Consider the following 26,742-nt stretch of genomic DNA (forward strand, 5'->3'; position numbering starts at 1 on the left):
ACCGTCCCCCGCTCTCCCCCCACGGTCGAGCGGGGGACGGCGATTTCAGGGTAACGGAGTGCGCAGGTGCCGACGAGGCCCTGGTAACCAAACGTTTGCTCAAGATGGCGGACGGGTGCTGCCGGCCAGCGTCCAGCTGGCGAGCACGCTCAACGTCCGCGCCGAGGGCGAGCCGGGCTCGGTGGAGTAGGCGAACACGGTGGTGCCGGGGTCACCGGGCAGGGTGAGGCTCTCGTACTCGACGGTCAGGTCGCCCACCAGCGGGTGCCGCAGCCGCTTCGAGCCGTGGGTGCGCTGGTAGACGCGGTGCTCCGCCCACCAGCGGTCGAACTCCGGGCTCGCGCCGCGCAGCTCCTCGATCAGGGCTGCGGTGGCGCGGTCGGACGGGTCGTTCCCGGCCTCCAGACGCAGGCTCTCGACCGCCGCGCGGGCCTGGTCGTCCCAGTCGACGAACAGCGAGCGGGCCTCCTCCTCCAGGAGCAGCCACCGGGCGTAGTTGCGCCGGGTGGCCGGGAACCGCTCGAAGTCGGTGAAGAGCGCCCTCCCGAGCCGGTTCTGGGCCAGCACCTCGGCGCGGCGGCCGAGCACCAGCGCCGGGACGCCGTCGAGGGCCTCCAGCAGCTGGTGGACCCCCGGCCGCACCCGCTGCACGGGCCGCGCACGGGGGGTCGGCGTACCGGAGCCCGCGCCGATCAGGTCGGCGAGGTGGGCCCGCCCGGCCCGGTCGAGGCCGAGGGCGCGGCCGAGGGCCTCGACGACCGAGGGCGACGGGGTGATCCGCCGGCCCTGCTCGAGGCGGGCGTAGTAGTCGGCGGACACGCCGGCCAGCAGCGCCACCTCCTCGCGGCGCAGGCCGGGCACGCGGCGCACGCGGCCGTCGGCCGGGAGACCGGCGCGGGACGGGTCGACCTGGCTCCGCGCGCGCCGCAGGAAGTCCGCCAGCTCGGTGTTGCGCTCCGCCATGCCGTCCAGTCTGGCGGCCACCCGGGGCCGGTGGGGTGCGCTACCTGGACCTCCGCGTCCTAGGTCGGGCCGGCCCAGGACCGAGCGGGCCTCGTGAGCGGCTCCACGAGCCCCCCGCCGGCGGAAGGGTTCGTGGGGACGGCACGCCCGTGCCGTCGTCGATCCTCCGGAGGAGAAGCCCATGACCTACCCCACCGACCGACCGGCCACGTGGCTCGTGACCGGCGCCTCGCGCGGCCTCGGCCTCGAGCTCGTCACCCAGCTGCTCGAGCGCGGCGACCAGGTCGCGGCGACCACCCGCTCCGCCGAGCGGCTCACCGACGCGCTCGCGGGCTCCGACACCAGCCGGCTGCTCGCGCTGACCGTCGACCTCGCCGACGAGGACCAGGTCGCCCGGGCGGTCGCCCGTACCGAGGAGCGCTTCGGCGGCCTCGACGTGGTCGTCAACAACGCCGGCTACGGCTACCTCGGCGCCGTCGAGGAGGTCTCGGACGCCGACGCCCGCGCGATGTTCGACGTCCAGGTGTTCGGCGTCTGGAACGTGCTGCGCGCGGTGCTGCCCGGCTTCCGCGCCGCCCGCAGCGGCCACGTCGTCAACGTGTCCTCGGTCCTGGGGCTGCTGTCCTTCCCCGGCTGGGGTCTGTACGGCGCCGGCAAGTTCGCGCTGGAGTCGCTCACCGAGTCCCTCGCGGCCGAGGTCGCCGACCACGGCATCCGGGTCAACCTCGTCGAGCCCGGCTACCTGCGCACCGACTTCCTGCGGCCCGTCTCGATCGGCCTGCCGGCGGTGACAGGCGACGCCTACCCGGCGGTCCGGGAGATGGTCGACCAGCACCTCGCGATGCCGGGCACCCAGCTCGGCGACCCGCGCCGGGCCGCAGCGGCGATCATCACGGTCGCGACCAGCGGGACGGCTCCGCTGCACCAGCTGCTCGGGTCCGACTCGCTCGCCCTCGCCGAGGGCCGGGTGCAGGCGCTGGCCGCCGACATCGCCGCCTCCCGCGACCTCGCGGTCACCACCGACATCCCCGCGGCCTGAGCGGGACGGCGGGGCGACGGGGCGACGGTCAGACCACCGCGGCGGCCGCCGCCCGGCCGGCGGCGCGGCCGGAGAAGAGGCAGCCCCCGAGGAACGTGCCCTCCAGGGCGTTGTAGCCCATCATCCCGCCGCCGCCGAACCCGGCGACCTCGCCGGCGGCGTACAACCCGGCGTACGGCGTCCCGTCGGCGCGCAGGCACCGGCCCTGCAGGTCGGTCTCGAGACCACCGAGCGTCTTGCGCGAGAGGACGTGGAGCTTGACCGCGATCAGCGGGCCGGCCTTCGGGTCCAGGAGCTTGTGCGGGGTGGCCACCCGGATCAGCCGGTCGCCGCGGTAGCCGCGGGCACCGCGGATCGCGGTGACCTGCGCGTCCTTGGAGAAGTCGTTGTCGATCTCGCGGTCGCGGGCCTCGACCACCCGCCGCAGCGACGCCTCGTCGACGAGGGGTCCGTCGCCGATCCGGTTCATGCCGGCGACCAGCTCGGTGAGGGTGTCGGCGACGACGAAGTCCTCGCCGTGCTCCTTGAACGCCTCCACCGGACCGGGTGCGCCCGGCTTCACGCGGGAGAGCAGCAGCCGGACGTCCTTGCCGGTGAGGTCGGGGTTCTGCTCGGAGCCCGAGAGCGCGAACTCCTTCTCGATGATCTTCTGGGTCAGCACGAACCAGGAGTAGTCGTGGCCCGTCCGGCGCAGGTGGCGCAGGGTGCCGAGGGTGTCGAAGCCGGGGAAGTACGGCGCGGGCAGCCGCTCCCCGGTCGCGTCCAGCCACAGCGAGGAGGGCCCGGGCAGGATCCGGATCCCGTGGTTGTCCCAGATCGGGTCCCAGTTGCGGATGCCCTCGACGTAGTGCCACATCCGGTCGGGGTTGATGACGTGGGCGCCGGCGTCCTGGGTGATGGTGAGCATCCGCCCGTCGACGTGGGCGGGGACGCCGGAGACCATGGTCCGCGGAGGCGTGCCGAGCCGGGACGGCCAGGCCTTGCGGACCAGGTCGTGGTTGCCGCCGATGCCACCGCTGGTGACGACCACCGCCTGACCACGGATCTCGAAGTCGGCCTGCTCCACGCGCGAGCTCGGGCGGCCCCGGTCGACCCCGGTGGGCTCGAGCACCCGCCCGGTCACGCCGGTCACGGCGCCGTCCTCGACGACGAGGCCGTCGACGCGGTGGCGCAGGGCGAGGGTGATCCGGCCGGCGTCCACGTGCGCCCGCACCCGTCGCTCGAAGGGGTCGACGATGCCGGGGCCCGTGCCCCAGGTGAGGTGGAAGCGCGGGACCGAGTTGCCGTGGCCGTCGGCGCGGCCGTCACCGCGCTCGGCCCAGCCGACGACCGGGAAGAACCGGTGGCCCATGGCACGCAGCCACGAGCGCTTCTCGCCCGCCGCGAAGTCGACGTACGCCTCGGCCCACGCCCGCGGCCAATAGTCCTCCGGGCGGTCGAACTGGGCGCTGCCCAGCCAGTCCTGCCAGGCCAGCTCGTGGGAGTCCTTGATCCCCATCCGGCGCTGCTCCGGGCTGTCGACGAGGAACAGGCCACCCAGGCTCCAGAACGCCTGGCCACCGAGCGACTGGTCGCCCTCCTGGTCGACGAGGACGACCGAGCGGCCGGCGTCGGCCGCCTCGGCGGCGGCGGCCAGACCGGCGAGCCCGGCTCCGACCACGACGATGTCGGCGTGCATCAGGGGGGCTCCGTCCGTCGGGGGACCAGCGGCGCTGCGCAGGTACCGGGCTGGGTCTTCGATCCTGGTCCGGAACCTAGCGGCCGTGCGAGGCCGCCCGGACGGCGGCGCGCGCCACCAAACGTGGCGAGGGTTCGGGCCCGTCGCGGCGGGCAGGGTCGCGACGTGAGCTCCGACGCACCCACCCGCCCGCGGCCCGCGCTCGTCCCGACGGTGCTGCTCGTGCTCGCCGTCATCGCGCTCGTCGCGTCCGCCGTGCTGCTGCACCGCTCCATCAGCCAGACCATGCGGGGCGAGCTGGCGGGCGAGGACGCGGTCGCCGAGCCCACCTCCGTGCACACCGAGGTGCGCTGCGCCTCGGTCACCCAGGGGCCGTTCATCGACGATCGGGGCGAGAACACCAAGCTGAACCGGGACCTGGTCGACTACAGCGGTGGCGAACCCCGCTCGGGCGACTGGCTCGACGAGGACTCGCCCTTCTCGGGCGACTTCGACGACGCCGGCCTCACCCGCGAGCAGGTGTGGCGCACCTGCGACCGCTTGCGCCAGGAGCGCACCGGGCACGCGCTGGAGCTGGCGGTCGGCGGCGTCCTGGCGCTCCTGGCGGCCGGGTGGTCGACGGCGCGACGGCGCCTGGGGACCGACCGTTCTTTCGCTAGGATGGCCGGATGACCGACACCCCGGGTGGGACCAAGCGATCCGAGCCCCGCGAGCGCCTGTTGCGCACCGCGAGCGCGCTGTTCTACGCCAAGGGCATCCGGGCCGTGGGCGTGGAGGAGGTCCTGGCCGAGGCCGGCGTGACCCGCGCGACGCTCTACCGGCACTTCGACGGCAAGGACGACCTCGTCGCGACCTACCTGCGGGCCGCCCACGAGGGCATGCGCGCGCAGTTCGACTCGGCCGGCGGTGACGGGGTGAGCGCGGAGGACCAGGTCCGGACGGTCACCCGGCTGATCGGGGAGCAGATCACCTCGCCCGGCTTCCGGGGGTGCGCGTTCCTGAACGCCGTCGCGGAGTACCCGGACCAGGAGAGCCCGGCCCACCGGGCCGTGCTCGAGCAGCGGACCTGGCTCCTGGAGACGGTCACCGGCCTGTTCGAGCGGGTGGGTGCCACGGAGCCGATCGCGGCGGCGCAGCACTTCGTGATGCTCCGCGACGGGGCGATGGCGGCGGGGTGCCTGGGTGAGCCCGACGCCGTGGCGGCCGTCTTCGTCCGCGGCATCGACCGGATGCTGGTCCGGATGGAGCTGTCCCCCACGTGACGAGGCCCCCGAGCCGTCGAGATCGGGATCTCGTCGGTCGGGGGCGTCGTTCGGGGTGTCGACAGGGGTGTCGGTCAGGGGTGTCGGTGGGGCGTCAGCCGACGGTCGCCTCGAGGGTGACCGGGATGTTGCCCCGGGTGGCCTGGGAGTAGGGGCACATGGCGTGCGCGTCCGCGAGGAGCTGGTCGGCGACCTCCTGGGTCACCCCGCTCAGCTCGACGTGCAGCGCGGCGCTGAGGCCGAAGCCGCCGTCCGGCGTCGCGCCGAGGTGCACCTCGGCCACCACGGCCGAGTCCTCGACCGGGGTCTTCTGCCGGGCCGCGACCGCCTTGAGGGCGGAGTGGAAGCAGGAGGCCCAGCCGGCCGCGAACAGCTGCTCGGGGTTGGTGGCCCCGCCGGGGCCGCCCATCTCCGCCGGGATGGCCAGGTGGAGGTCGAGCAGGCCGTCGCTGGTCTGCGCGCGGCCTCCGGCGCGGCCGTCTCCGGTGGAGGTCGCGACAGCGGTGTAGAGGGGGTCTGACATCGGCGTTCCTTTCGTTGGGTGTGCTGGGTCGTGCGGGGTGGGGGTGCGGTGGGAGGTCAGGCGGTGGGGGACGGCGTACCGGGCCGGCCGTAGGCCTCGAGCAGGCGGAGCCAGACCTCGCTGATGGTGGGGAACGCCGGGACGGCGTGCCACAGGCGGGCGATCGGGACCTCGCCGACCACGGCGACCGTGGCCGCGTGCAGGGTCTCGGCGACGCCGCTGCCGACGAGGGTGACGCCGAGCAGCACCTCACGGTCCTCGTCGACGACCATGCGGGCCCGGCCGCGGTAGCCGTCGGCGTGCAAGGTGGCGCCGGCGACCGCACCGAGGTCGTGGTCGACGACGCGGGTGCGGTAGCCGGCCGCCTCGGCGGCGGCCGCCGACAGGCCGACGGCGGCCACCTCCGGGTCGCTGAAGACGACCTGCGGCACCGACCGCACGTCGGCGGTGGCGGCGTGCCGGCCCCACGGGCCGTCGTCGACCGGGCGGCCCGCGGCGCGCGCCACGATGACGTCGCCCGCGGCGCGTGCCTGGTACTTGCCCTGGTGGGTCAGCAGGGCGCGGCGGTTGACGTCGCCGACGGCGTACAGCCAGCCGCCCTGGAGCGGGGCACCGCTCGGGTCGGTGACCCGGAGCGTCTCGTCGACGGTGAGCCAGCCGCCGTCGGCCAGCCCGACCGACGCGAGCCCGAGGTCGGCGGTGTTCGGCGTGCGGCCGACCGCGACCAGCACCTGGTCGGCCTCGACCTCGGTGCCGTCGCCCAGGGTCAGGGCGACGGTGCCGTCGTCCCGGCGGGCGCCGACCACCTCCGCCCCGACCCGGACGTCGACCCCACGCGCGCCGAGCTCGTCGACCACCAGCTCGGCGGCGAACGGCTCGAGCGTCGGGAGCACGCCGTCGCGGGCGAGCAGGGTCACGGCCGACCCGAGGGCCGCGAACGCGGTGGCCATCTCGGTGCCGACGACGCCACCGCCGATGATGGCGAGCCGCGCCGGGACCTGCCGCACGGCGGCGGCCTCGCGGCTCGTCCACGGCGTGACCTCGCGCAGGCCGGGCACGGCGGGCACCAGCGCCGAGGTGCCGGTCGCCACCACCACCGCGTGCCGCGCCGTGAGCAGCGTCGTGCTCGCGCCGTCCGGGCCGGTGGCGACCTCGACGGTGCGCGTGCCGACGACGCGCGCCCGGCCCCGGACCAGCGCGATCCCGGCGCCCTCGAGCCACGACACCTGGCCGTCGTCGTGCCAGTCCGAGGCGAACCGGTCGCGGCGCGCGAGGACGGCCCCGACGTCGAGGCGACCCGTCACCGCCTCGGCGGCTCCGGGGACCCGGGACGCCGCGCGGACGGCGTCGACGCTGCGCAGCAGGGCCTTGGTCGGCATGCAGGCCCAGTAGGAGCACTCGCCGCCGACCAGGTCGGCCTCGACGACCACCGCGGTCAGACCGCCGGCGACGACGCGGTCGGCCACGTTCTCACCGGCGGGGCCGGCGCCGATCACGACGACGTCGTACTCGCGGGTCTCTCGTCCCCGGGCCACCTCAGGCCACCTCCGCGGCGGCGGGCTGCGCCGCGCGCCCGAGGCGCAGCGCCGAGACGAGGAAGAAGACGCCGCCGAGCACCGCGTAGCCGGCGATGGTCGACACCGAGTCGGCGTCGCGCGAGGACGCGGCGATCGACGCCCCCGCGACGACGGACAGGCCGCCACTGAGCATCATCGGGAGCTGGCCGCCGAGGTCGCGACGCAGGACGCCGACGGCGAGCTGCACGGCACCCGCGGCGATCGCCCACGCCCCGAACACCAGCAGGATCCCCTCGGTGTCGTCGCCGACGACCGCCAGGGCGACCGCGGTGACGGCGCTGAGCGCGATGTTGAGGTAGAGCGCCACGGACGGCCGGCCGCCGTCGGCCGCGGTGCGGCGGTCGACCAGGGCGGCGACGACGTCGAACGCCGGGTAGGCGACGAGCAGCACCACGGCGAAGGTCTCGACCGGCGACGACGTGACCGCGAACAGCGCGGCCCACACCAGGGCGAAGACGAAGCGGACGAGGTAGAGGCGACGCAGCGCCAGCCTCGTGTGGTTCTCGGGTGGTGCCGAGGTGACGGTGGTCATGGAGAACTCCTGGAGAGGGGGTGCGGTTCGTAGGGAGAACGAACGGTCTTGCTCACCGTGGCACACGGAGCGCGCCTGGTCAACCGATCGTTCTTTCTCTTTCGGTGCCCACGCCAGTGGGCCGACCACGCGGCGACGCGGGAAATGGGAGAAGCCCCCGACCGTGGTGCCTGGTCAGGGGCTTCTCTGGTTCATCGCGCCGGCCGGGAGGCAGCTCCCGGACCGGCTGTGTGCGCGAGGGGGGATTTGAACCCCCACGCCCTTTCGGACACTGGCACCTGAAGCCAGCGCGTCTGCCGTTCCGCCACTCGCGCAAGTAGCCCACGGAGGGTATCCCAGGCGGTCAGCCCCGCCCAAACCGGTAGACCGCCACGGTCCGGGGTAGGGACCGGGTTGCGCGGCTCCCGGGTGGCGTCTCGCTACGATCGACGGAACTTCCGGTCCACGACCGGCGGTTGGCGTGCCACGACGACGTGGCGCGACGACGGGCAGGGACGACGCCGCGACGAGGAGGTGCGCGATGGGCGGGTTGCAGCGCTTCGAGCATCGACTCGAGACGATGATCTCCAGCGCGTTCGCCAAGACGTTCCGCAGCGCCGTCCAGCCGGTCGAGATCGCCGCGGCGCTCGAGCGCGAGCTCGACAACAACGCCCAGATCCTGTCCCGCGACCGCCGGCTGGTGCCCAACGACTTCCACGTCGAGCTCTCGGCCACCGACCTCGGCCGGCTGGCGCCGTACGACTCGACGCTGGCACGCGAGCTCTCCGACCAGCTGCAGCAGCACGCCGAGGGACAGTCCTACGTCTTCCCGGGCCCTATCCGGATCGGGTTCGAGGTGGCCGAGGACCTCACGACCGGCCGGTTCCGCATCCGCAGCGAGGCGCAGGCGAAGGTGGTCGGCACCGCCACCCACACGCAGGTACGCCGCGCGCTCGCGCTGATCGAGGTCAACGGCAGCCAGCACCCGCTGCAGCCGCCCGGCATGGTCGTGGGCCGCGGCACCGACGCCGACCTGCGGATCAACGATCCCGGCATCAGCCGGCGGCACCTGGAGTTCATGGTGACCGCGGTGCGCGAGGGCGAGGACCCCGTCGTCGAGGTCCACGACCTCGGCTCGACCAACGGCATCAGCGTCGACGGCCGCAAGGTCCCCCGGGCCACCCTGCGCGACGGCTCCCAGGTGAAGGTCGGCACCACCACGATGACGGTGCGGATCGTCCACGACCAGCCCGGTGACGGCCGGGCCGATCAGGAGGCTCGCGGTGTCTGAGCTCACGTACTTCCTCATCCGCGTCGCCTACCTGGCGATCCTGTGGATCTTCGTGCTCGCCGCGATCTCGGTGATCCGCTCGGACATGTTCGGCGCGCGGGTGCCCGAGGCCCAGCGCGCGGTCCGCGGCCCGGCCGCGCCCAAGCCGCCGAAGCAGAAGGCGTCCAAGCGGCGCGGCTCGCCGACCCGGGTGTCGGTCACCCAGGGCAGCAACACCGGCGCCACCGCCGGGCTCGACCGGGCCCCCATCCTCATCGGCCGCGGCTCCGACGCCGCGATCCGCCTCGACGACGACTACGTCTCCACCCGGCACGCCCGGATCGCCGCCTCCGGCGACCAGTGGTTCGTCGAGGACCTCGGCTCGACCAACGGCACCTACATCGGCAGCGTCCGCATCACCCAGCCCACCACGATCACGCTCGGCACGCAGGTGCGGATCGGCAAGACGATCCTGGAGCTGCAGAAATGACCGAGCCCGTGCTGGCGGCGCCACCCACCGGTGAACGTCTCCTGCTGCACTACTCCGCGATCTCCGACGTCGGCCGGGTCCGCAAGGACAACCAGGACTCCGGCTATGCCGGCCCGTGGCTGCTGACCGTGTGCGACGGCGTGGGCGGCGCCGCCCGCGGCGACATCGCCTCGTCCACCGCGGTCGCCGAGCTCCGCGCCCTCGACGTCGAGCCGCCGTCGGCCGGTGGCACCGCCCCGGCCACCGCCACGGCCGCCGACATTAACGCCGTCGCCGAGGCCACCGGCGGCCGGGGCACCGCGCTGCGCGAGCCCGCCATCCTCGACCGGGTCACCGACGCGCTGCACGCCGCGCACGAGCAGATCGGGCGCCTCGTCGACGCCGACCCGTCGATCAACGGCACCAGCACCACCGCCACGGTCGCGCTCTTCGACGGCCGCCGCGTCGGCATCGGGCACGTCGGCGACAGCCGCGCCTACCTGTTCCGCGACAACGAGATCAGCCAGCTCACCACCGACCACACCTTCGTCCAGAGCCTCATCGACGAGGGCCGGATCACCGAGGAGGAGGCGCGGGTCCACCCCCACCGCAACCTCATCCTCAAGGCACTCGACGGCGTGCACGAGGCCGAGCCCGACCTGTTCGTCCTCGAGCTGGTCGCCGGCGACCGGTTGTTCCTGTGCAGCGACGGCGCCTGCGGCGTCCTCGACGACGGCCGGCTCGCCGACATCCTCTCGATGGGTACCCCCGACTTCGCCGCCGTCGAGCTGGTGCGGGCCAGCCTCGAGGCCGGCAGCTCCGACAACGTGACTTGCATCGTCGCCGACGTCGTCACCGCCGAGCACGCCGCGGCCGACCCGGCGTACGCCGAGCTGGAGCCGATGCTCGTCGGCGCCGCCGCCGAGCTGAAGCGCAAGCTGCCGCGCGGGCTGTTCCGCGGCCACCGCTCCGGCGACACCGGCGAGCTCGAGCCGGTCGACGCCGAGATCCCCGACGACCTGCCGTTCGCCGTCGCCTCCGACCCGCTGCACCCGGCCGACGCCGAGGCCGCCCGCTACGCCCCGATCGCGCCACCGCGCTACACCTGGCTGCGCCGGGCGATGGTGGCGGTCATCGTGCTCGGGCTGCTCTGGATCGTCGCCGCGGCCGCCTGGTCCTACGTGCAGCGCCAGTACTACGTCGGCGAGCAGGACGGCGTCGTGGTGATCCACCACGGCCTGAACGCCTCGCTCCCCGGGATCGACCTGTCCGAGGTCGTCGTGGTCACCACGCTCGAGGTCGACTCCCTCGAGGAGTTCGATCAGGACATGGTGCGCGACGGGATCCCGGTCGACGACCTCACCGAGGCGCGCGACCAGGTCGACGCCCTCAACGGGCGGCAGGTGACCCCCACCGACCCGACCGACCCGACAGAGCCGACCGACCCGACCGAGCCGACCGAGCCGACCGAGTCCTCGGAGCCGTCGACCTCGACCACCACGCCGGTGTCCCCGGCGACCACCACTCCCGGCGAGACCGGTTAGGCGGTGGTCAGCGCACCCAGCACGTCCGCCCTGATGGGGTTCGTCCACCGGCGTCGCCGGGGGGCCGAGCTCTTCCTGCTCGTGCTCGCCCTCGCGGTCGGCGTCGGCGGCTACGCCGCGGTCGGCCTCGGCGTCAACGGCGAGGTCCCGGCCGACGTGATCGGCTACGGCGGCTGGCTCGCCGCCCTGATGGTCGGCGCCCACGTGGTCGTCCGGCTCGTCGCGCCGTACGCCGACCCGGTGCTGCTGCCGGTCGTGGCCGCCCTCAACGGCCTCGGCCTGGCCGTCATCTACCGTCTCGACCTCGCCGACGACACCACGTTCGCGCGCCAGCAGCTCACCTGGATGACGGTCGGGGTCCTGCTCTTCGTCGCCACCCTCGTCGTGCTGCGCGACCACCGGGTCCTCGCCCGGTTCACCTACACCTCCGGCCTGCTCGCGATCGTGCTGCTCCTGCTGCCGCTCGTGCCCGGCCTCGGGCTGATCATCAACGGAGCCCGCATCTGGGTGAGCGTCGGACCGTTCAGCTTCCAGCCAGGTGAGGTCGCCAAGGTACTGCTCGTGATCGCCTTCGCCGGCTACCTGGTGCTGCACCGCGACGCCCTCGCGCTCGCGGGGCGCCGCATCCTGTTCGTCGACCTCCCCCGCGGCCGCGACCTCGGCCCGATCCTGGCGATGTGGCTGGTCAGCCTCGGCATCCTGGTCTTCCAGCGCGACCTCGGCTCGAGCCTGCTGTTCTTCGGGTTGTTCCTGGTGATGCTCTACGTCGCCACCGAGCGTCCCGGCTGGATCGTCGTCGGCGCGCTGCTCTTCCTCGGCGGCGCCGCCGCGGCCTACCGGCTCTTCGGTCACGTCCGGGTGCGCGTCGACACCTGGCTGCACCCGTTCGACTACTACAACAACCCCAGCGGACCCGACAGCTTCCAGCTGGTCGAGGGCCTGTTCGGTTTCACCTGGGGCGGCCTGATCGGCCGCGGCTTCGGCGAGGGCGACCCGTCGCGGGTGCCCTACGCCGAGTCCGACTTCATCATGGCCGCCATCGGCGAGGAGCTCGGCCTCACCGGTGTCCTTGCGGTGCTGCTGCTCTACGGCATCGTGGTCGAGCGCGCCCTGCGCACCGCGGTGATCTCGCGCGACAACTTCGGCAAGCTGATGGCCACCGGCCTGGCCGGCGTCTTCGCGCTGCAGGTCTTCGTCGTCGTCGGCGGCGTGACCCGGCTGATCCCGCTGACCGGTCTGACGACCTCGTTCCTGTCCTACGGCGGCTCGTCGCTGGTGGCGAGCTGGGTGATCATCGCGCTGCTGCTGCGGATCTCCGACCAGGCCCGACGCCCGGCCCCGGCCCTGGAGCCCGTGGACGAGGCGGCTGCCGCCGAGGAGTCCACCCAGGTCATCAAGCTCGGGAAGGCCTGATGAACAAACCCATCCGGACCGTCGCGGTCTTCTGCCTGGTGCTGTTCGTCTCGTTGATGGCCAACGCGACCGTCTACGGGTTCTTCCTCGCCGACGACTACAACGACCGCGCGGAGAACCAGCGCGTGCAGCGCGCCGCCTACGCCAGCGAGCGCGGCGCGATCCTGGTCGGCCGCACGCCGATCGCCGAGAGCGAGTCCGTCGACGACGAGTACGAGTTCCTCCGCACCTACCGCAACCCGTTCCTCTACGCCCCCGTCACCGGCTACTTCTCGCTCAACACCAGCACCGGGATCGAGGACTCCCAGGACCGGGTGCTCTCCGGCGACGACCCCCGCCTGTTCATCGGCAGCCTGGTCGACCTGCTCGGCAACGAGTCGCCCCGCGGCGGCAACGTGCAGCTGACCCTCAACGCCGAGGCGCAGCGCGCGGCGTACGAGGGGCTCGAGCAGCTCGGCGAGGGTGTCGAGGGGTCTGTCGTGGCCCTCGAGCCCTCCACGGGCAAGATCCTGGCGATGGTCTCGCTGCCCACCTTCGACCCCAACAACCTCGCCACCCACGACTTCGAGGCCGCCGACGAGACCTACCAGCGGCTCGACGCCGACGAGACCGAGCCGTTGGTCAACCGGGCCATCGCCAAGCGGCTCTTCCCGGGCTCGGTCTTCAAGATCGTCACCGCGGCCGCCGCGCTCGAGTCGGGGCGCTACGCCGACGCCGACGCCGTCGTGCCGGGTGGCGACACCTACCAGCTGCCCCAGACGTCGGGGCCCGAGGCGCTGATCGACAACGAGGGGCGCAGCTGCCCCGAGGGCCTGACGCTGCGCGAGGCGATGGCCGAGTCGTGCAACACCACCTTCGCCCAGCTCGCCGTCGAGGTCGGCTCGGAGGAGCTGCTGCGCCAGGCCGAGAAGTTCGGCTTCAACAGCGACTACCTCGAGGACCTCGACGGCCAGGTCCGCTCCAACTTCCCCGCCGACCTGCCCCCGCCGCAGGTCGGTCAGGCCGGCTTCGGCCAGTTCGAGGTGCAGGCCACGCCGCTGCAGATGGCGATGGTCGCCGGCGCGGTCGCCAACGGGGGCGTCGTGATGCGTCCCTACATCGTCGACGAGGTCCAGTCGGCCGACTTCGACGCCCGGACCACCGACCCGGAGGAGCTGTCCGAGGCGATCTCGGAGGACACCGCCGCGGCCCTGACCGAGGCGCTGGTCACCACCGTCGACGACGGCACCGCCGCCCCCGCCCAGATCGAGGGGATCGAGGTCGCCGGCAAGACCGGCACCGCCCAGCGCGGCATCCCGGGCGAGCCGCCGTACGCCTGGTTCGTGTCGTTCGCGGCCGCTGACGACGCCGACGTGGCGGTGGCCGTCATGATCGAGGAGGCACCCGGGCTGCCCGACGGCGGCGAGATCGGCGGCGGCCGCCTCGGCGGCCCGATCGCCAAGGCCGTGATGGAGGCGGTGCTGCGATGACACCCTGCCAGCGGGACTGCCGCGACCGGCCCGCCCCGACCACCGAGAGGAGCACGCGATGACCGAGCACGCCGACGACGCCGGCCGCTACCGCCTCGACTCCCGGATCGCCACCGGCGGCATGGGCGAGGTGTGGCGCGGCACCGACACCACGCTGGGCCGCGAGGTCGCCGTGAAGCTGCTCAAGGTGGAGTACGCCGACGACCCGACGTTCCGCGCCCGCTTCGAGACCGAGGCCCGCCACGCCGCGGCGCTGCACCACCCCGGCGTCGCCTCGGTCTTCGACGTCGGCGAGCGCGCCGCCACCGACGGCTCGGGCCACCCGCGCCCGTTCCTGGTGATGGAGCTGGTCGACGGCAAGCCGCTGTCCGACCTGATCGCCCCGGCCGGCCAGGGTCGCGAGCTCGACCCCGCCGCGGTGCGCGACCTGCTCGCCCAGGTCGGCGACGCCCTCGGAGCCGCCCACCGCGCCGGCATCATCCACCGCGACGTCAAGCCGGCCAACCTCATCGTCACCCCGGCCGGCAAGGTCAAGGTCACCGACTTCGGCATCGCCCGCGCGGCCGACGGCGTCGGCATCACCCGCACCGGCGCGGTGATGGGCACCCCGCAGTACCTCTCCCCCGAGCAGGCCGAGGGCCGCCCGGCCACCGCCGCCTCCGACGTCTACGCCCTCGGCGTCGTGGCCTACGAGTGCCTCACCGGACGTCGTCCCTTCGACAAGGAGTCGTCGGTCGCCACGGCGCTCGCCCACGTCCGTGAGCCGGTCCCGACGCTGCCCGACCGGATCCCCTCCGACCTGGCCGCCGTGGTGACCCGCGCGCTGGCCAAGGACCCCGCCGAGCGCTACCCCGACGGCTCGGCGTTCGCCGCCGCGCTGCGCGACCCCGCCACTGCCTCGCTCCAGCGCCCCACCGCTGCCGTCGCGCCCGTCGTGCCGGTCGACGACGACTCGCGCACGCAGGTGCTGCCCGCCACGCCGTACGCCGGGGCGGCCGCGGCCGCCCCGCCGGTCGTCACGACCACCACCACGACCGAGCCCGCGCCCCGGCCCGACAAGCGCCGCAACCCGTGGCCGATCCTGGCCGTCGTCCTGCTCCTGGTCGCGCTCGCGGTGGTGCTCACGCTGCTGCTCACCCAGGGCGACGACGACCCCGACCCGTCGGCGAACGAGTCGTCGTCCGCGCCGACCCGCACCCGGCCGCCCGCCACGCAGCCGACGTCGGAGGGTCCCGAGACCGTCCAGGTCAACGCGGGCGACTACGTCGGCCTGCCCGTCGAGACCGTCGAGGCCCGACTGCGCGACCTCGACCTCGAGGTCGAGCTCGACGCCCTGGACAACACCGACCCCGCGGTCGACGGCCTGGTGGAGGGCGTCAACCCCACCGGCACCGTCGACGTCGGCGACACCATCACCGTCACCTACTGGGACGACGCGCCCGAGCCCGAGCCGGAGCCCGAGCCCGACCCCGAGCCGTCCTCGGAACCGACGTCGGAGCCGCCCCCGTCCGAACCCACGTCCGAGCCGACGTCCGAGCCGACCGTCGACCCCCCGCCGACCGAGCCCACCGAGGGGGAGCAGACCCCGTGAACGACCACAGGTCCGACGAGCCCACCGGCGGCCACCCCGGCGCGGGGATGGTCGGCGGCCGCTACCAGCTCGGCGAGCTACTCGGCCGCGGCGGCATGGCCGAGGTGCGCAAGGGCACCGACTCGCGGCTCGGCCGCATCGTCGCCGTCAAGCGGCTGCGCACCGACCTGGCCAGCGACGCGACGTTCCAGGCCCGCTTCCGGCGCGAGGCGCAGTCCTCGGCCTCCCTCAACCACCCCTCGATCGTCGCGGTCTACGACACCGGCGAGGAGGAGGCCACCGACGGCTCCGGGGTCGCCCAGCCCTACATCGTGATGGAGTTCGTCGCCGGCCGGACGCTGCGCGACATCCTGCGCGAGGGCCGCAAGATCCTGCCCGAGCGGGCGCTGGAGATCACCAGCGGCGTGCTGTCGGCGCTCGACTACAGCCACCGCGCCGGCATCATCCACCGCGACATCAAGCCCGGCAACGTGATGCTGACGCCGAGCGGCGACGTCAAGGTGATGGACTTCGGCATCGCCCGCGCGATGAGCGACGCCGCCAACTCCATGACCCAGACCGCCGCGGTCGTCGGCACGGCGCAGTACCTCTCCCCCGAGCAGGCCCGCGGCGAGACCGTCGACTCGCGCTCCGACGTCTACTCCGCCGGCTGCCTGCTCTACGAGCTGCTCACCGGCCGTCCGCCGTTCGTGGGCGACAGCCCGGTGGCGGTGGCCTACCAGCACGTGCGCGAGCAGGCCGACCCGCCGTCCGCGCACGACGGCGACCTGCCCGAGGACGTCGACGCGATCGTGATGAAGGCGCTCGCCAAGCGGGTCGAGGACCGCTACCAGTCGGCCGGCGCGATGCGCACCGACATCGAGCGCTACCTCGCCGGCCGCCCGGTCGAGGCCGCCGTCGTCCCGCCCCCGCCGCCCGAGCCGGTGCGCGCCGCCGTCGCGGCCGCGCCGGTGCCGGCGACCCCGCCCCGTCGTCCCGACCCGGCGGCACTGCCCGACGACGACCACCCACCCCGCACCGGGCTGTGGGTGGTGCTCGGGCTGCTGCTGATCGGCCTGCTGATCGCGTTGTGGTTCCTCTTCCAGGACTCGCTGTTCCCCGACTCGCCCGAGCGGGTCGAGGTGCCGCAGCTGGTCGGGTTGACCGAGGACGAGGCGCGCGCCCGCATCGGCGACGCCGGGCTCGTGCCGGAGGTGCTCGTCGAGAACAGCGACACCGTGCCGGTCAACCAGGTGATCAGCCAGGAACCGGCCTCGGGGTTCCTCGACCCGGGCGACACCATCACCATGACCGTCTCGATCGGCCGGGAGGAGATCGCCGTCCCCGACGTGGTGCGGTCCGACCTGGCTGATGCGAGCGCCCGGCTCCGCGAGGCGGGGCTGCGACCACGCAAGATCGAGGAGAAGAGCGACCGCCCCGCCCGCGAGGTGCTCTCGCAGTCGCCCGAGGCCGGCGAGATGGTCGAGAAGGGCGCCGTCATCACGCTCTACTACTCCGACGGCATGGAGCAGGTGCCGCCGGTCGTCGGCCTCACCGAGGAACAGGCCCGCCAGCGGATCGAGGCTGCCGGGTTCGACGTCGACGTCGGCGAGGACTCCGCCTCCACCGAGGTGGCCGGCACGGTGACCCGCCAGTCCCAGCCGCCGGGGTCCGAGCTGCCCGAGGGCAGCGTGGTGACGATCTTCGTGTCCGTCTTCGTCGAGCCGACGACCACGTCACCGCCGACCACCACCACCCCGCCGACCACCCCGCCGCCGACCACGACCCCGCCGCCGACGGGGCCGCCGACCACGACGCCGCCCGCCGGTCGGCGGGGCGAGCGGGGCCGCGACGACTGACCCGGGCCGACCCGGTTCAGCCGAGCGGTCGGGCCTGGTCGACGTCGAGCAGGCCGTCGTACGCCGGCGCCTCGACGGTCTCGTCCTCGGCCAGCGACCACCCGACGCCGTACTCGTCGGTGTCGGAGCGGAACGCAGCGACGTCGCCGTCGCCGTCGACGGCGGCCACGAGCTCGCTGGGGTCTCCGATCGCCTCGATCGTGTAGGGCTCGGGGTAGGGCACGCCCTGCAGCTGGACCGCGCTGCCCGAGCACTTGATGCCCGTGGTGGTGACGATGCGCTGGCCCTGCACGGTGACGGCCTCGGCCCCGCCGGCCCACAGCGCGTTGACCACCGCCTGGAGGTCCTCCTGGTGCACGACGAGCAGGTCGGGGTCGATGCCGGAGTCGGGCGCCGCGGCCTCCTCGAGGCGCTCCTCGGACGCATCGGACATCACGATGGTCAGGCCCGGGCCGGCCACGGGCTCGAGCCCGGCGGGTCCGCGCAGGGCCTGCGCGCGGCGCTGCTCCTTGCGCACCCGCGCGTCGTCGACCTCGCGGGCCAGGGCGTCGACCTCGGCCTCGAGCGCGGCGGCGTCGGCCTGCAGGCCCTCGTAGGTCTGCGAGGCGCCCTCGGTCAGGTCGGCCAGCGAGGTGTAGCGCCCCGGGCGCAGGTCGGTGCCCTCGCTGTTGGTGGCGCTCAGCACGAACAGGCCCCCGCAGAGCAGCACCACGAGCGGGGTGCCGACGCGCCACGGCCCCCGCGAGCGGGGCTCGGTTCGGTCCGGGGAGGTCACGCGACTAAGGTAGCCCGCGACCATCGACCCGAAGGACTCTCCACCGTGGCCAAGCTCAAGTCGAAGCAGCAGCAGACGTTCGACCCCGACCGGGGGCCGATCCTCAGCGTGCGCTTCGCGCTCGCGCTGCTGCTGATCGCGCTCGGTATCGCGTGGATCGCCTTCTACTACATCGGCGTCCGCGCGCCCGAGGGCTTCAACGACGAGGGCCAGCCCTACCCCGCCACCGGCCCCGGCTTCATGCGCGACCTCGCCGGCTGGAACTACGTGATCGGCTTCGGCGCGATCCTCCTCGGCCTCGTCGTCTCGGCCCACCCCTCCACCCCGCTCGGCCGCGGCCGCGGCGTCGTGGTCGGCATGCTCGGCTGCTTCCTGATCGGCCTGGCCTGGATCTGCGTCTTCTACGCGATCGCCCAGGACACCTCCAGCGTCCCGGTCTTCAACGACCTCGACCAGAAGAACCTGATCGTCGGCATCGCGTTCATGGGCGTCGGCTTCACCTTCGCCACCCGCTGGGAGTGACCCGACCCGCTCCCCGCTGACCCGTCGCAACGATGCGACGGGTCAGTCCCTTTTTCGCGCTGACCCGTCGCCACGATGCGACGGGTCAGCGCGCGTGCCGGGTTATCCACAGGGTTGTCCCCAGCTGTGGAACGAATGACACCGGTGTAGTTGTCCACCGGGCTGTCCACAGCTGTGGACAACCTCGGGGTCAGGCGAGGGCGGCGGAGCGGAGGATGATCGCGAGGGCGACCAGGGCGGCCACCCCGGCCAGGGCGGACCACTGCACGAAGGAGCGCCGGGCGCCGCGGGGGGCGTAGACGATGATCGCCGTGGCCAGCGCTCCGCCGACGAAACCGCCGAGGTGGGCCTGCCAGGAGACGTCGGCGCGGAGGCTGGCCACCACGTTGACGGCGAGCAGGACGCCGATCAGCTGCAGGTCGCCGTCGACCTTGCGGATCAGCACCACGAGGGCACCGAAGATCCCGAAGATCGCCCCGGACGCGCCGAGCGTGTAGGTGTCGGGGCCCTGGAACGCGTACGCGACCGCGGAGCCGGCCAGCCCCGCGAGGAAGTAGATGGCGAGGAACCGGGCCCGGCCGACGGCCGCCTCGACCCGGGGGCCGAGGAAGAACAGCCCCAGCATGTTGCCCGCGATGTGCCAGATCTCCACGTGCATGAACGTGCTGGTCAGCAGCTGCCAGACGGCGCCGTCGGCCACCCCGGGCACCCAGCGGGCGTCGGGGCCGACGCACAGCTCGGACCCGGAGGCCGGGTAGTAGGCCCCGGCCGTGCCGACCGACTCGCAGAAGCCCCGGGCGAGCAGCGAGAGCCGCGGCACGAGCCGGCTCTCGTGCCAGCCGGTCGCGAGCACGGCGAACCAGACGGCGAGGTTGAGGCCGATCAGCACGTACGACGTCAGCGCCGGGTTGGTCGAGCGTCGCCCGCCGTACGGCGACATCGCCTGGCGCGTCGAGCGGGCCCCCTCGGCGATGCAGGAGGGGCACTGGAAGCCGACCGCGGCGTCGCGCATGCACTCGGGGCAGATCGGCCGCTCGCAGCGCTGGCAGCGGATGTGGGTCTCACGCCCGGCGTGGCGGTAGCAGACCGGCACGCCGGACGCGGGAACCGACATCGAGGGTCAGCCCTTGTCGCCGACGATCTCGACGCTCTCGAAGACCACCGGCTCGACCGGCCGGTCACCGGCGCCGGTCGGGGTGGCCGCGATCGCGTCGACGACGTCACGCGAGGCCTGGTCGGCCACCTCGCCGAAGATCGTGTGCTTGCGGTTGAGCCACGGCGTCGCGCCGACGGTGATGAAGAACTGCGAGCCGTTGGTTCCCGGCCCGGCGTTGGCCATCGCGAGCAGGTAGGGCTTGTCGAAGACCAGCTCGGGGTGGATCTCGTCCTTGAACGTGTAGCCCGGCCCGCCGGTGCCGGTGCCGAGCGGGCACCCGCCCTGGATCATGAAGCCGGAGATGACCCGGTGGAAGCCCAGGCCGTCGTAGAACTTGCCGGTGCGGCCGTCAGGGGTGGAGTAGGACTTCTCGCCGGTCGCGAGACCGGTGAAGTTCTCGACCGTCTCGGGGGCGTGGTTCGGGAACAGGGTGATGGCGATGTCGCCCCGGTTGGTCTTCAAGATGGCTTGCAGGTCTGCCATGACAGCCTTTCGCGATGGAGGTCGACGGCGCCGCGTGACGCCGTACGGATCTCCTCGATCCTGCCATGTGGCCCTCACCCGCCCCGGGGTGGATTCGCGTGGGACGGGGTGGTTGGGTGGAGCAACACGCCCGCTGCAGGCCGTACTACCCGGAAAGGGAGGCTCGTATGGGACTCCGCAAGAACAAGTCGCTGGTCGACCAGGCGCGCGACCAGGCCATCGACGTCGTCGAGACGCTTCGCCCGCACGTCGACTCCGCCTACGAGCAGGCCCGCGAGTTCGTGCAGGACACCGCGATCCCCGCACTGGCCGACGCCCGCGACAAGGCCGGCCCGGCGCTGGTCGACGCCCGCGACAAGGCGGCCCCGGTGCTCGCCGACGCGCGCGCCAAGGCCGTCCCGCTGGTGGCCGGCGGCGCCGCGCTGGCCGGTGAGAAGGCCGTCGCCGCCCGTTCGCTCGCCGAGACCAAGGTCGCCGAGCTCCGGGGCGAGCAGCCCAAGAAGCGGAGCAAGATCAAGACGCTCCTCGTCCTCGGCGTGGTCGCCGGCGGCGTCGCCGTCCTCGCCAAGAAGCTCCAGGGCGGCGGCAACGACAACTGGCAGTCGTCCTACACGCCCACCCCGGCGCCGGCGGCCAAGCCGGCACCCACCTCGACGCCGAGCGCGGTCCCGCCGACCGACGCGGTCGACACCGGCGGCGCGGGCCCCGACGAGGCGATCGCCGACGCGACCGAGGCGCCGCACCCGGTGACGACGCCCGACGAGCCGGCCGAGGTCGTCGACCTCGACCCCGACACGAAGTAGCCGGGCTCAGCCCGTCCGACCACCTGTCCCGCCGTCCGGCGGGGCAGGTGGTTGCTTGTCCGGCACCAGCAGCCGGCGCCGCGGGAGGTCCTGAGGGGCGTGCTCGCCGACCCACGCGTCGATGCGCTCCCACCACCCGTAGAGCCACTCGATCCGGCCGTCGCGGTCGGCCGGGATCTCCGCGCGCGGCACCTGCCACCAGCGCATCACGATCCGCTTGTCCATCGGCAGCTCGCGCCACAGGTCCCCGACGGTGAGCAGGTGGTCGAGCCCGGTGTGCGCGACCAGGACGACGTCGGCGTCCGGTGCGGCGTCGAGTGCGGCGAGCAGCCCGCCCGGTCGGGGGGCGAGCACCCGCGTCATCGCCTCGGACCGCTCGGCCATCGCGTGCAGCCCGAGCTTGTGCAGCCGGGCGATCGCCCGCGTACGGCGCGCCTCGGTGAAGTTGCCGCCCTCGGGGAAGATCACGAACGCGTCGTTCTCGTCGAGCCCGGTGGCGAGGTCGCGGATGAGGGACTCGAGGTCGACCCCCGGCCCGGGGTCGGGCGTGATGAACCGCGCCGGGATCCGCCGCAGCAGCACGTCGATGGCCGGGTCCCAGGCGAGGGTGTCCTTGAGCACCACCCGCGGCTCGCGCCCGTACCAGTGCATCAGCGCGTGGAGCAGGGTGAAGGAGTCACCGGGCCCGGCGTGCCGGCACGCGACCACGATCGGCTTGCCCGGGTGGGCGTCCGGGGTCGGGCCGTCGGTGTCGATGCGCAGCCGCAGCACCCGCTTGGCCTCGCGGAAGAAGATCCACAGCGTGCCCTGCACCAGGTCGTAGTGCAGCCGTTCCCAGTACGGCGTCCGGAGCCGCCAGCCGAAGCCGGAGGCCAGCCACCAGCCGAACAGGATGACCAGCAGCAGCACCTCGACGGTGACGTAGAGGACGGCCAGCCAGAACAGGCGCAGGGCCCGCCAGTGCCCGGGCAGCAGCGGGGAGAGGGCGGCGGCCACGACTAGCCACAGCGGCAGGGTCACCCACAGCACCGCGGCGAGCAGGAAGACCAGGGGCACCAGGACCACCCGCCGGACCACCCTGACCACGGCTCAGGCCCCCAGGTCGTCGAGGTACGCCGTGCTCGCGGCGTAGGTCTGCTCGATCCGGCGCTCGACGCTGCCGAAGTCGCGGGCGGCCCAGATGGTGTCGTCGCGATCGGAGGTGCCCCGGGCCGGCAGCACGTGGCACTCGACGTGGTCGGGCAGCTCGGCGAGCTCGCGGACGAACCGGTGCCGGCGGGCGACCTCGAACGCCACCCGCGCGACCTCCCACGGCCGCCGCGGTACGTCGAGGGGCCGGTCGAGGCGACCGACCTGCAGCACGAAGACGCGGGTCGCACCCAGCGCGACGGCCCGGCCGAGGGGGACGGAGTTGACGATGCCGCCGTCGAGGTAGTGCTCGTCGCCGACCTTGGCCGGCGGGAGCAGGCCGGGGACCGCGGCGCTGGCGATCACCGCGTCGACGACGCGGCCGCTGGTGAACCAGTGCTCGGCCGAGCGCTCGATGCTGGCCGCGCAGACCTGGAACGGCACCGGCAGGTCCTCGAAGCGCACGTCGCCGAGCTCGTCGGCGAGCCGCCGGGCGAGGGGCCCGGCGCTGTAGAGGTGGGTGCCGGTGGACACGGCCCGGCGCACCGTCCTGATCCGCGACCCGCCGAGCACGTCGCTGCCGGTGCCGGCGGCGTCCGACCACAGCGCGAGGAGCCGGTCGACCACCCGCGCGTCGGGCTCGCGCGCCACGAGGGCGCCGTTCATCGCGCCGATGCTGGTGCCGAGCACCAGGTCGGGGGTGATGTCGTGCTCGAAGAGGGCGCGCAGCATGCCGACCTCGACGGCGCCCAGCACGCCGCCGCCGCCGAGCACGAACGCCGTGGTCACGGGCTCGCAGTCAGCGCCGTGGTGCTGTCGGGTCCGTGCTCCTCGCGGACCCGGCGGGTGGCGCGGTGCTCGGCCCAGAACGACAGCAGCGGCACGGTGCCGCAGACCAGGGTCACGGCGGTGAAGGGGATGTCCCAGTCGGCCCGCCGGGAGAGCCAGAAGGCTGCGAACAGGAAGATCATGTAGAGCCAGCCGTGCAGCACGCCGAGGTTGGTGGTGATCCACTCGCCGGCCTCCTGCAGCGAGGTGCCGTCGTCGAGCAGGTACTTCATCGGCACGCCGACCAGGATCAGCACGACGAGCAGCACCCCGACGACCGTCGCCATCACCCGGTAGGCCTTGAGGGGGGTCGCGACGTCGGGGCTCACGGGCCCGACGCTACCGCGTGGACCACCGTGGCGGCCTCGTGGGACTCGCGCACGAAGCGCCACCACACGAAGCCGGCGAACGCCCCGAAGACCCACCACTCGATGGCGTAGAGCAGGTTGCGCAACGCCGTGGTCCCGCTGGCCTCGGGCAGCTCCGCGAGGTCGCCGGCCGGCAGCCCGCCGACGCCGTCGCGGGCCACGGCGTAGGCGCTGTAGAGGTCGGCGTCGACGCGCTGGGCGAGGTCGGCGACCCGCAGCTGCGGGAAGACGTCGTCGGCCGGGTCGTCGTCGACGGCGCCGGTGCCCTCGGGGGGCTGCAGCCAGCCGTCGAGCTCGGCGGCGCCCTCGGGCGCGGGGGGTACGTCGTCGGGCGAGGCGACCCACCCGCGCACCACCGGCAGCGACGCCTGCTCGGGCCCGGCGACGAGCAGGGGGGTCACCACCCAGTAGCCGTCGACGTCCGCACGCGGCCGGTCGGAGATCAGCGCGGTGGCACCGGGGTCCCAGGTGCCGGTCACGGTCACCGGCTGCCCCACGCGGTCACCCGGGAACGGGTCGTCGGGACCGATCACGTCGGCGAGCGGGACGGGGTCGGCGCCGGTCAGGTCGACCGCCTCGGCCGAGCGACGCTCCTGCCAGGCGTCGTACTGCCACAGGCCCAGGGTGAGCGCGACCCCGACGGCCACCAGGCCGAGCAGGTGCGCGGCGAGCATCCTCGGGGTCAGCAGCGCGCGCACCGCTCCAGCCTACGGACGCCGCCCGGGTGTCGGGAGCGCGGTCACGCCGAGCGGGAGGCCGCCGAGTCTGCCACCATGCCTGCGTGATCCGTCACCTCAACTGCGCGTCGTTCGCTCCCCGGCTCGTCGGTCCGATGGTTGCCCACGTGCTGCTGGTCGAGCGCGACGACGGTCTCCTCCTCGTCGACAGCGGCTTCGGCACCGACGACCTCGCGCACTCCGCGCGGCTCGGCCGGGCGTTCAAGGCGATGATGCGGCCGGCGCTGCGGCCGCAGGAGACCGCGCTCGCCCAGGTGGAGGCCCTCGGCCACCGCGCCGAGGACGTCACCGACATCGTGCTCACCCACCTCGACCTCGACCACGCCGGCGGCGTCGGCGACTTCCCCCACGCCACCGTGCACGTCTACGACGCCGAGCTCGAGGCCGCGCGCAACCCGCGGGGCATGGAGCACGGGCGCTACCTCGAGGCGCAGTGGAAGGACGCCCGGTTCGCCACCCACCACGCCGTCGGCGACGACTGGTTCGGCTTCGAGTCGGTGACGGTGCTCGGGGACGACGTCGTCATGGTGCCGCTCGCCGGGCACAGCCGCGGGCACGCGCTGGTCGCCGTCCGCGACCCCGGGACCGACGACGGCTGGGTGGTGCACGCCGGCGACTCCTACTTCCACCCCGGTGACCTGACCGAGCCGCCGACCACGCCGCGGGCGCTGAGGGTGGTGCAGAAGGTCCTCGCCCAGGACAACCCGACGCGGGTGGCCAACCAGGCCCGGTTGCGCGAGCTGGTCGGTGCCGAGCACCCGGGGCTGCGGGTCTTCAGCGCCCACGACCCGACCGAGCTGGCGGCGTTCGCGACGGCCTAGTCACCGCCGGGAGGCGCGGTCAGCGTCGCCGCACGGTGACCCTGAGCGTCGCGCGCGCCCCCGGCTCGACGAACGCCGACCCGCCGTGGGTCACGGTCAGGGTCCGCCTGCCGGCCGGCAGCCGGGCGAGCCGGACCAGCGCCGAACCGTCCGCGGCGACCGGGGCCGTGCCGACCTTGCGCGCGCCGTCGCGGACGACGACGCTGCCGCCGGGGCCGGTGACGCCGGAGGCCCGCACGGTCACCGCCACCACGCCGCGGGCGGCGGTGGTCAGGCTCCCCGGGTTGCGCAGCGTGGCGCCGACCCGGGCGACCGCCCTGGTCACGGTGATCCTGGCGGTGTCGCTCGAAGGTCGCAGGCGGTCGTCCCCGGCGTACCGGGCGGAGAGCTCGTGCACGCCGGGCGGCAGCGCCCGCGGCGCGACGGTGACGGTGGCAGCCGACATGCCGGGCACCTCCGCGTCGGGCACCAGCGCCGCGCTGCCCACCGGCGTGGTGCCGGCGAGGAGCTCGACCGGGCCGTGTGCCGCGGGGCCGGTCGCGACCACGACGATGCGTGCTTGCGTGCCGGTGCCGTAGCGCAGCGAGGTGTCGCCCACGCTCAGCACCGTCCTGGAGGTCACCGCCGCCGCGGCGATCCGCTCGAGGGGGACCGCGTCGGCCAATGCCTGCTGACCCAACGTGTTGACGTGCAGGCCGTCGACGTCGTACGCCGCCCGGATCCGGTCGGGGCTGCCCGGGTCGCGCAGCACCTGGTCGAAGTCGATGACGCCGTCGCAGGTGCCGCTGCAGCGGCCGCCCTCACGGATGAAGGCGTTGACCTCGGCGCGAGCGGCGTTCTGCGCGGCGTTGTAGGTGGGACGCGGCGTGACCGGGGTGACGAACACCTTGATGCCCGCGGCGCGCAGCTCGGCGAAGGTGGCGCGCATGCTCGAGACGAGCGCCTCGGCGTTGCAGCCGTTGCCGAGGTTGGCGATGTCGTTGGTGCCGTAGTAGTAGATCAGCGCGGTGACACCGTGCAGCGACAGCACGTCGCGGCTCAGCCGGGACACGCCGTCGTTGCCACCGCCGCCGCACGCCGGGGAGGCCGTGGTGCCGCCGATCCCGGCGTTGACGAGGGTCAGCTGCCGGTCGGCGGGGAGGGCGTCGTCGATCCTGCGGCCGACGATGTCGGTCCAGCGCATGTAGGGGTCGGGCTCGGTGCAGCCGGGGCCGCAGCTCTCCGAGCCGGTGCCGTCGACCACCGAGCTGCCGTAGGCCACCACCGTGCCGGCCAGGTCGTCGTCGTGGACGTCGACGGCGCCGACGATGTAGTTCCACCCGTGCGTCTCGGTGAAGGCGGCGCCCGACTCGGCCGCCGCGAAGTCGCCGCCGTTGTCCGGGGCGAACCAGTTGGTCCGGCCCGCCCGGTCGTGCAGGGTCGTCACGGTGGCGTTGCGCACGTAGAACGAGATCGTCACGTCCTCCTGCGCCTGGGTGGCGAGGTCCACGGGGTCGCTCCAGACCGAGCCGCCCGCCGGGATGCTGACCGCCTGGGCGCCGTCGAACAGGACGGGTCGGACCGTGCCGGCCACGATGCCGGCACCCGCGCCGGTGCGGCCGACGGTGGTCTTGTCGACCACCATCGGCGTCGTCCCGAAGGTGTTCTCCAGCCGCAGGCGGACCTGGTCGCCGCCCTGGGTGAGCCGGCTGACCTGGCGCAGGGTCCGGTTGGTGAAGGTGAGTCCCGACCGGCGCTGGATCGACTGCGACCACGAGGTGAACCAGCCGTCGTCCGCTCCGTCGGCGGGGGCGACCGACGACGCCGCCGAGGGCGCCGGCGCCGCGGTGGTCGGCGCCGCGAGCCCGCCCGCGGCGAGGCTCCCGATCATCGTCACCGCGAGGGTCGCTGCTGCGCTGCGGAGTCTCATCGTGCTGCCTCTCCTGCGGCCGGGGCCGCGCGGTCGTGTCGGGGTGACAGCACTTCTGGGTGCCC

At 73.8% G+C, this 26,742-nt stretch carries 26 protein-coding genes and 1 tRNA gene; 13 read left to right on the forward strand and 14 right to left on the reverse strand.

The annotated features are described in order from the left end of the window. Window positions 1-99 precede the first annotated feature (99 nt). Window positions 100-963 (reverse strand): helix-turn-helix transcriptional regulator, encoded by an 864-nt coding sequence (locus AC4MBH_RS15365; protein WP_491795786.1) that lies wholly within the window; start codon window positions 961-963, stop codon window positions 100-102. A 181-nt stretch (window positions 964-1,144) separates the two neighbouring features. On the opposite strand from AC4MBH_RS15365, the gene AC4MBH_RS15370 reads away from it, so the two are divergent. Continuing rightward, on the forward strand, window positions 1,145-2,002 hold the full coding sequence (locus AC4MBH_RS15370; RefSeq protein WP_491795787.1) for an SDR family NAD(P)-dependent oxidoreductase: 858 nt from the start codon (window positions 1,145-1,147) through the stop codon (window positions 2,000-2,002). Window positions 2,003-2,030: 28 nt separating this feature from the next. Here the strand turns inward: AC4MBH_RS15370 and AC4MBH_RS15375 are convergent, their stop codons facing one another. Then, window positions 2,031-3,680: an FAD-binding dehydrogenase gene (locus AC4MBH_RS15375; RefSeq protein ID WP_491795788.1), complete on the reverse strand. Its 1,650-nt coding sequence runs from the start codon at window positions 3,678-3,680 to the stop codon at window positions 2,031-2,033. Between the two features lie 165 nt (window positions 3,681-3,845). Here AC4MBH_RS15375 and AC4MBH_RS15380 point away from each other — a divergent pair, with 165 nt between their 5' ends. Together AC4MBH_RS15380 and AC4MBH_RS15385 are read left to right on the forward strand one after the other, a co-directional pair. Beyond that, a complete protein-coding gene (locus AC4MBH_RS15380; protein WP_491795789.1) occupies window positions 3,846-4,352 on the forward strand; it encodes a hypothetical protein in 507 nt (168 codons plus the stop codon). Next, window positions 4,349-4,942, forward strand: coding sequence for a TetR/AcrR family transcriptional regulator (locus AC4MBH_RS15385; protein ID WP_491795790.1), 594 nt, complete (start codon window positions 4,349-4,351; stop codon window positions 4,940-4,942). Before AC4MBH_RS15380 ends, AC4MBH_RS15385 begins: the two co-directional genes overlap by 4 nt. A 94-nt stretch (window positions 4,943-5,036) precedes the next feature. Here the strand turns inward: AC4MBH_RS15385 and AC4MBH_RS15390 are convergent, their stop codons facing one another. From AC4MBH_RS15390 to AC4MBH_RS15405, 4 genes are all read right to left on the reverse strand, one after another. Then, window positions 5,037-5,465, reverse strand: a complete 429-nt coding sequence (locus AC4MBH_RS15390) for an organic hydroperoxide resistance protein (RefSeq protein WP_491795791.1) — start codon at window positions 5,463-5,465, stop codon at window positions 5,037-5,039. Window positions 5,466-5,521: 56 nt separating this feature from the next. Then, window positions 5,522-7,000, reverse strand: coding sequence for a dihydrolipoyl dehydrogenase family protein (locus AC4MBH_RS15395; protein WP_491795792.1), 1,479 nt, complete (start codon window positions 6,998-7,000; stop codon window positions 5,522-5,524). A gap of 1 nt (window position 7,001) precedes the next feature. Beyond that, window positions 7,002-7,574 (reverse strand): hypothetical protein, encoded by a 573-nt coding sequence (locus AC4MBH_RS15400; protein WP_491795793.1) that lies wholly within the window; start codon window positions 7,572-7,574, stop codon window positions 7,002-7,004. Between the two features lie 231 nt (window positions 7,575-7,805). Then, window positions 7,806-7,888: transfer RNA gene (locus tag AC4MBH_RS15405), tRNA-Leu, on the reverse strand. A 206-nt stretch (window positions 7,889-8,094) separates the two neighbouring features. Here AC4MBH_RS15405 and AC4MBH_RS15410 point away from each other — a divergent pair. From AC4MBH_RS15410 to pknB, 7 genes are read left to right on the forward strand one after another with little or no spacing between them, the layout of a single operon-like run. Next, window positions 8,095-8,844: an FHA domain-containing protein gene (locus tag AC4MBH_RS15410; RefSeq protein ID WP_491795794.1), complete on the forward strand. Its 750-nt coding sequence runs from the start codon at window positions 8,095-8,097 to the stop codon at window positions 8,842-8,844. Next, the gene (locus tag AC4MBH_RS15415; RefSeq protein WP_491795795.1) at window positions 8,837-9,313 is read left to right on the forward strand and encodes an FHA domain-containing protein FhaB/FipA; all 477 of its coding nucleotides are present in this window, start codon (window positions 8,837-8,839) and stop codon (window positions 9,311-9,313) included. The genes AC4MBH_RS15410 and AC4MBH_RS15415 overlap by 8 nt, the downstream gene beginning before the upstream one ends. Then, window positions 9,310-10,836, forward strand: a complete 1,527-nt coding sequence (locus AC4MBH_RS15420; RefSeq protein ID WP_491795796.1) for a protein phosphatase 2C domain-containing protein — start codon at window positions 9,310-9,312, stop codon at window positions 10,834-10,836. Before AC4MBH_RS15415 ends, AC4MBH_RS15420 begins: the two co-directional genes overlap by 4 nt. Before the next feature lie 33 nt (window positions 10,837-10,869). Beyond that, window positions 10,870-12,249: an FtsW/RodA/SpoVE family cell cycle protein gene (locus tag AC4MBH_RS15425; protein WP_491796148.1), complete on the forward strand. Its 1,380-nt coding sequence runs from the start codon at window positions 10,870-10,872 to the stop codon at window positions 12,247-12,249. Next, entirely contained in the window at window positions 12,249-13,718 is a 1,470-nt protein-coding gene (locus AC4MBH_RS15430; RefSeq protein WP_491795797.1) for a penicillin-binding transpeptidase domain-containing protein, read from the forward strand. Before AC4MBH_RS15425 ends, AC4MBH_RS15430 begins: the two co-directional genes overlap by 1 nt. A gap of 58 nt (window positions 13,719-13,776) precedes the next feature. After that, a complete protein-coding gene (locus AC4MBH_RS15435; RefSeq protein ID WP_491795798.1) occupies window positions 13,777-15,309 on the forward strand; it encodes a protein kinase domain-containing protein in 1,533 nt (510 codons plus the stop codon). Between the two features lie 47 nt (window positions 15,310-15,356). Next, window positions 15,357-17,147: a Stk1 family PASTA domain-containing Ser/Thr kinase gene (pknB, locus tag AC4MBH_RS15440; protein ID WP_491796150.1), complete on the forward strand. Its 1,791-nt coding sequence runs from the start codon at window positions 15,357-15,359 to the stop codon at window positions 17,145-17,147. A 16-nt stretch (window positions 17,148-17,163) separates the two neighbouring features. On the opposite strand, the gene AC4MBH_RS15445 is transcribed toward pknB, so the two are convergent. Continuing rightward, entirely contained in the window at window positions 17,164-17,922 is a 759-nt protein-coding gene (locus AC4MBH_RS15445; RefSeq protein WP_491795799.1) for a DUF881 domain-containing protein, read from the reverse strand. 45 nt (window positions 17,923-17,967) lie between these two features. On the opposite strand from AC4MBH_RS15445, the gene AC4MBH_RS15450 reads away from it, so the two are divergent. Continuing rightward, complete coding sequence (locus tag AC4MBH_RS15450) at window positions 17,968-18,444, forward strand: cell division protein CrgA (RefSeq protein ID WP_491795800.1); 477 nt, start codon at window positions 17,968-17,970, stop codon at window positions 18,442-18,444. A 190-nt stretch (window positions 18,445-18,634) separates the two neighbouring features. Here AC4MBH_RS15450 and AC4MBH_RS15455 read toward each other — a convergent pair whose 3' ends face one another. Together AC4MBH_RS15455 and AC4MBH_RS15460 are read right to left on the reverse strand one after the other, a co-directional pair. Then, window positions 18,635-19,558, reverse strand: a complete 924-nt coding sequence (locus AC4MBH_RS15455; protein ID WP_491795801.1) for a rhomboid family intramembrane serine protease — start codon at window positions 19,556-19,558, stop codon at window positions 18,635-18,637. Between the two features lie 6 nt (window positions 19,559-19,564). Further along, window positions 19,565-20,083: a peptidylprolyl isomerase gene (locus AC4MBH_RS15460; RefSeq protein WP_491795802.1), complete on the reverse strand. Its 519-nt coding sequence runs from the start codon at window positions 20,081-20,083 to the stop codon at window positions 19,565-19,567. A gap of 167 nt (window positions 20,084-20,250) precedes the next feature. On the opposite strand from AC4MBH_RS15460, the gene AC4MBH_RS15465 reads away from it, so the two are divergent. After that, the gene (locus tag AC4MBH_RS15465) at window positions 20,251-20,886 is read left to right on the forward strand and encodes a hypothetical protein (protein WP_491795803.1); all 636 of its coding nucleotides are present in this window, start codon (window positions 20,251-20,253) and stop codon (window positions 20,884-20,886) included. Between the two features lie 6 nt (window positions 20,887-20,892). Here the strand turns inward: AC4MBH_RS15465 and AC4MBH_RS15470 are convergent, their stop codons facing one another. From AC4MBH_RS15470 to AC4MBH_RS15485, 4 genes are read right to left on the reverse strand one after another with little or no spacing between them, the layout of a single operon-like run. Beyond that, window positions 20,893-21,951, reverse strand: a complete 1,059-nt coding sequence (locus tag AC4MBH_RS15470) for a 1-acyl-sn-glycerol-3-phosphate acyltransferase (protein ID WP_491795804.1) — start codon at window positions 21,949-21,951, stop codon at window positions 20,893-20,895. Between the two features lie 24 nt (window positions 21,952-21,975). Next, entirely contained in the window at window positions 21,976-22,803 is an 828-nt protein-coding gene (locus tag AC4MBH_RS15475) for a patatin-like phospholipase family protein (RefSeq protein WP_491795805.1), read from the reverse strand. Beyond that, window positions 22,800-23,171, reverse strand: coding sequence for a DUF3817 domain-containing protein (locus tag AC4MBH_RS15480; protein WP_491795806.1), 372 nt, complete (start codon window positions 23,169-23,171; stop codon window positions 22,800-22,802). The genes AC4MBH_RS15475 and AC4MBH_RS15480 overlap by 4 nt, the downstream gene beginning before the upstream one ends. Continuing rightward, entirely contained in the window at window positions 23,168-23,908 is a 741-nt protein-coding gene (locus tag AC4MBH_RS15485; RefSeq protein WP_491795807.1) for an SURF1 family protein, read from the reverse strand. Before AC4MBH_RS15485 ends, AC4MBH_RS15480 begins: the two co-directional genes overlap by 4 nt. Window positions 23,909-23,991: 83 nt before the next feature. Here AC4MBH_RS15485 and AC4MBH_RS15490 point away from each other — a divergent pair, with 83 nt between their 5' ends. Then, window positions 23,992-24,768: an MBL fold metallo-hydrolase gene (locus AC4MBH_RS15490; RefSeq protein ID WP_491795808.1), complete on the forward strand. Its 777-nt coding sequence runs from the start codon at window positions 23,992-23,994 to the stop codon at window positions 24,766-24,768. Between the two features lie 19 nt (window positions 24,769-24,787). Here the strand turns inward: AC4MBH_RS15490 and AC4MBH_RS15495 are convergent, their stop codons facing one another. Continuing rightward, a complete protein-coding gene (locus tag AC4MBH_RS15495) occupies window positions 24,788-26,677 on the reverse strand; it encodes an Ig-like domain repeat protein (RefSeq protein ID WP_491795809.1) in 1,890 nt (629 codons plus the stop codon). Between the last annotated feature and the right edge of the window lie 65 nt (window positions 26,678-26,742).

It is taken from the genome of Nocardioides sp. WJ219 (genome assembly GCF_058559815.1).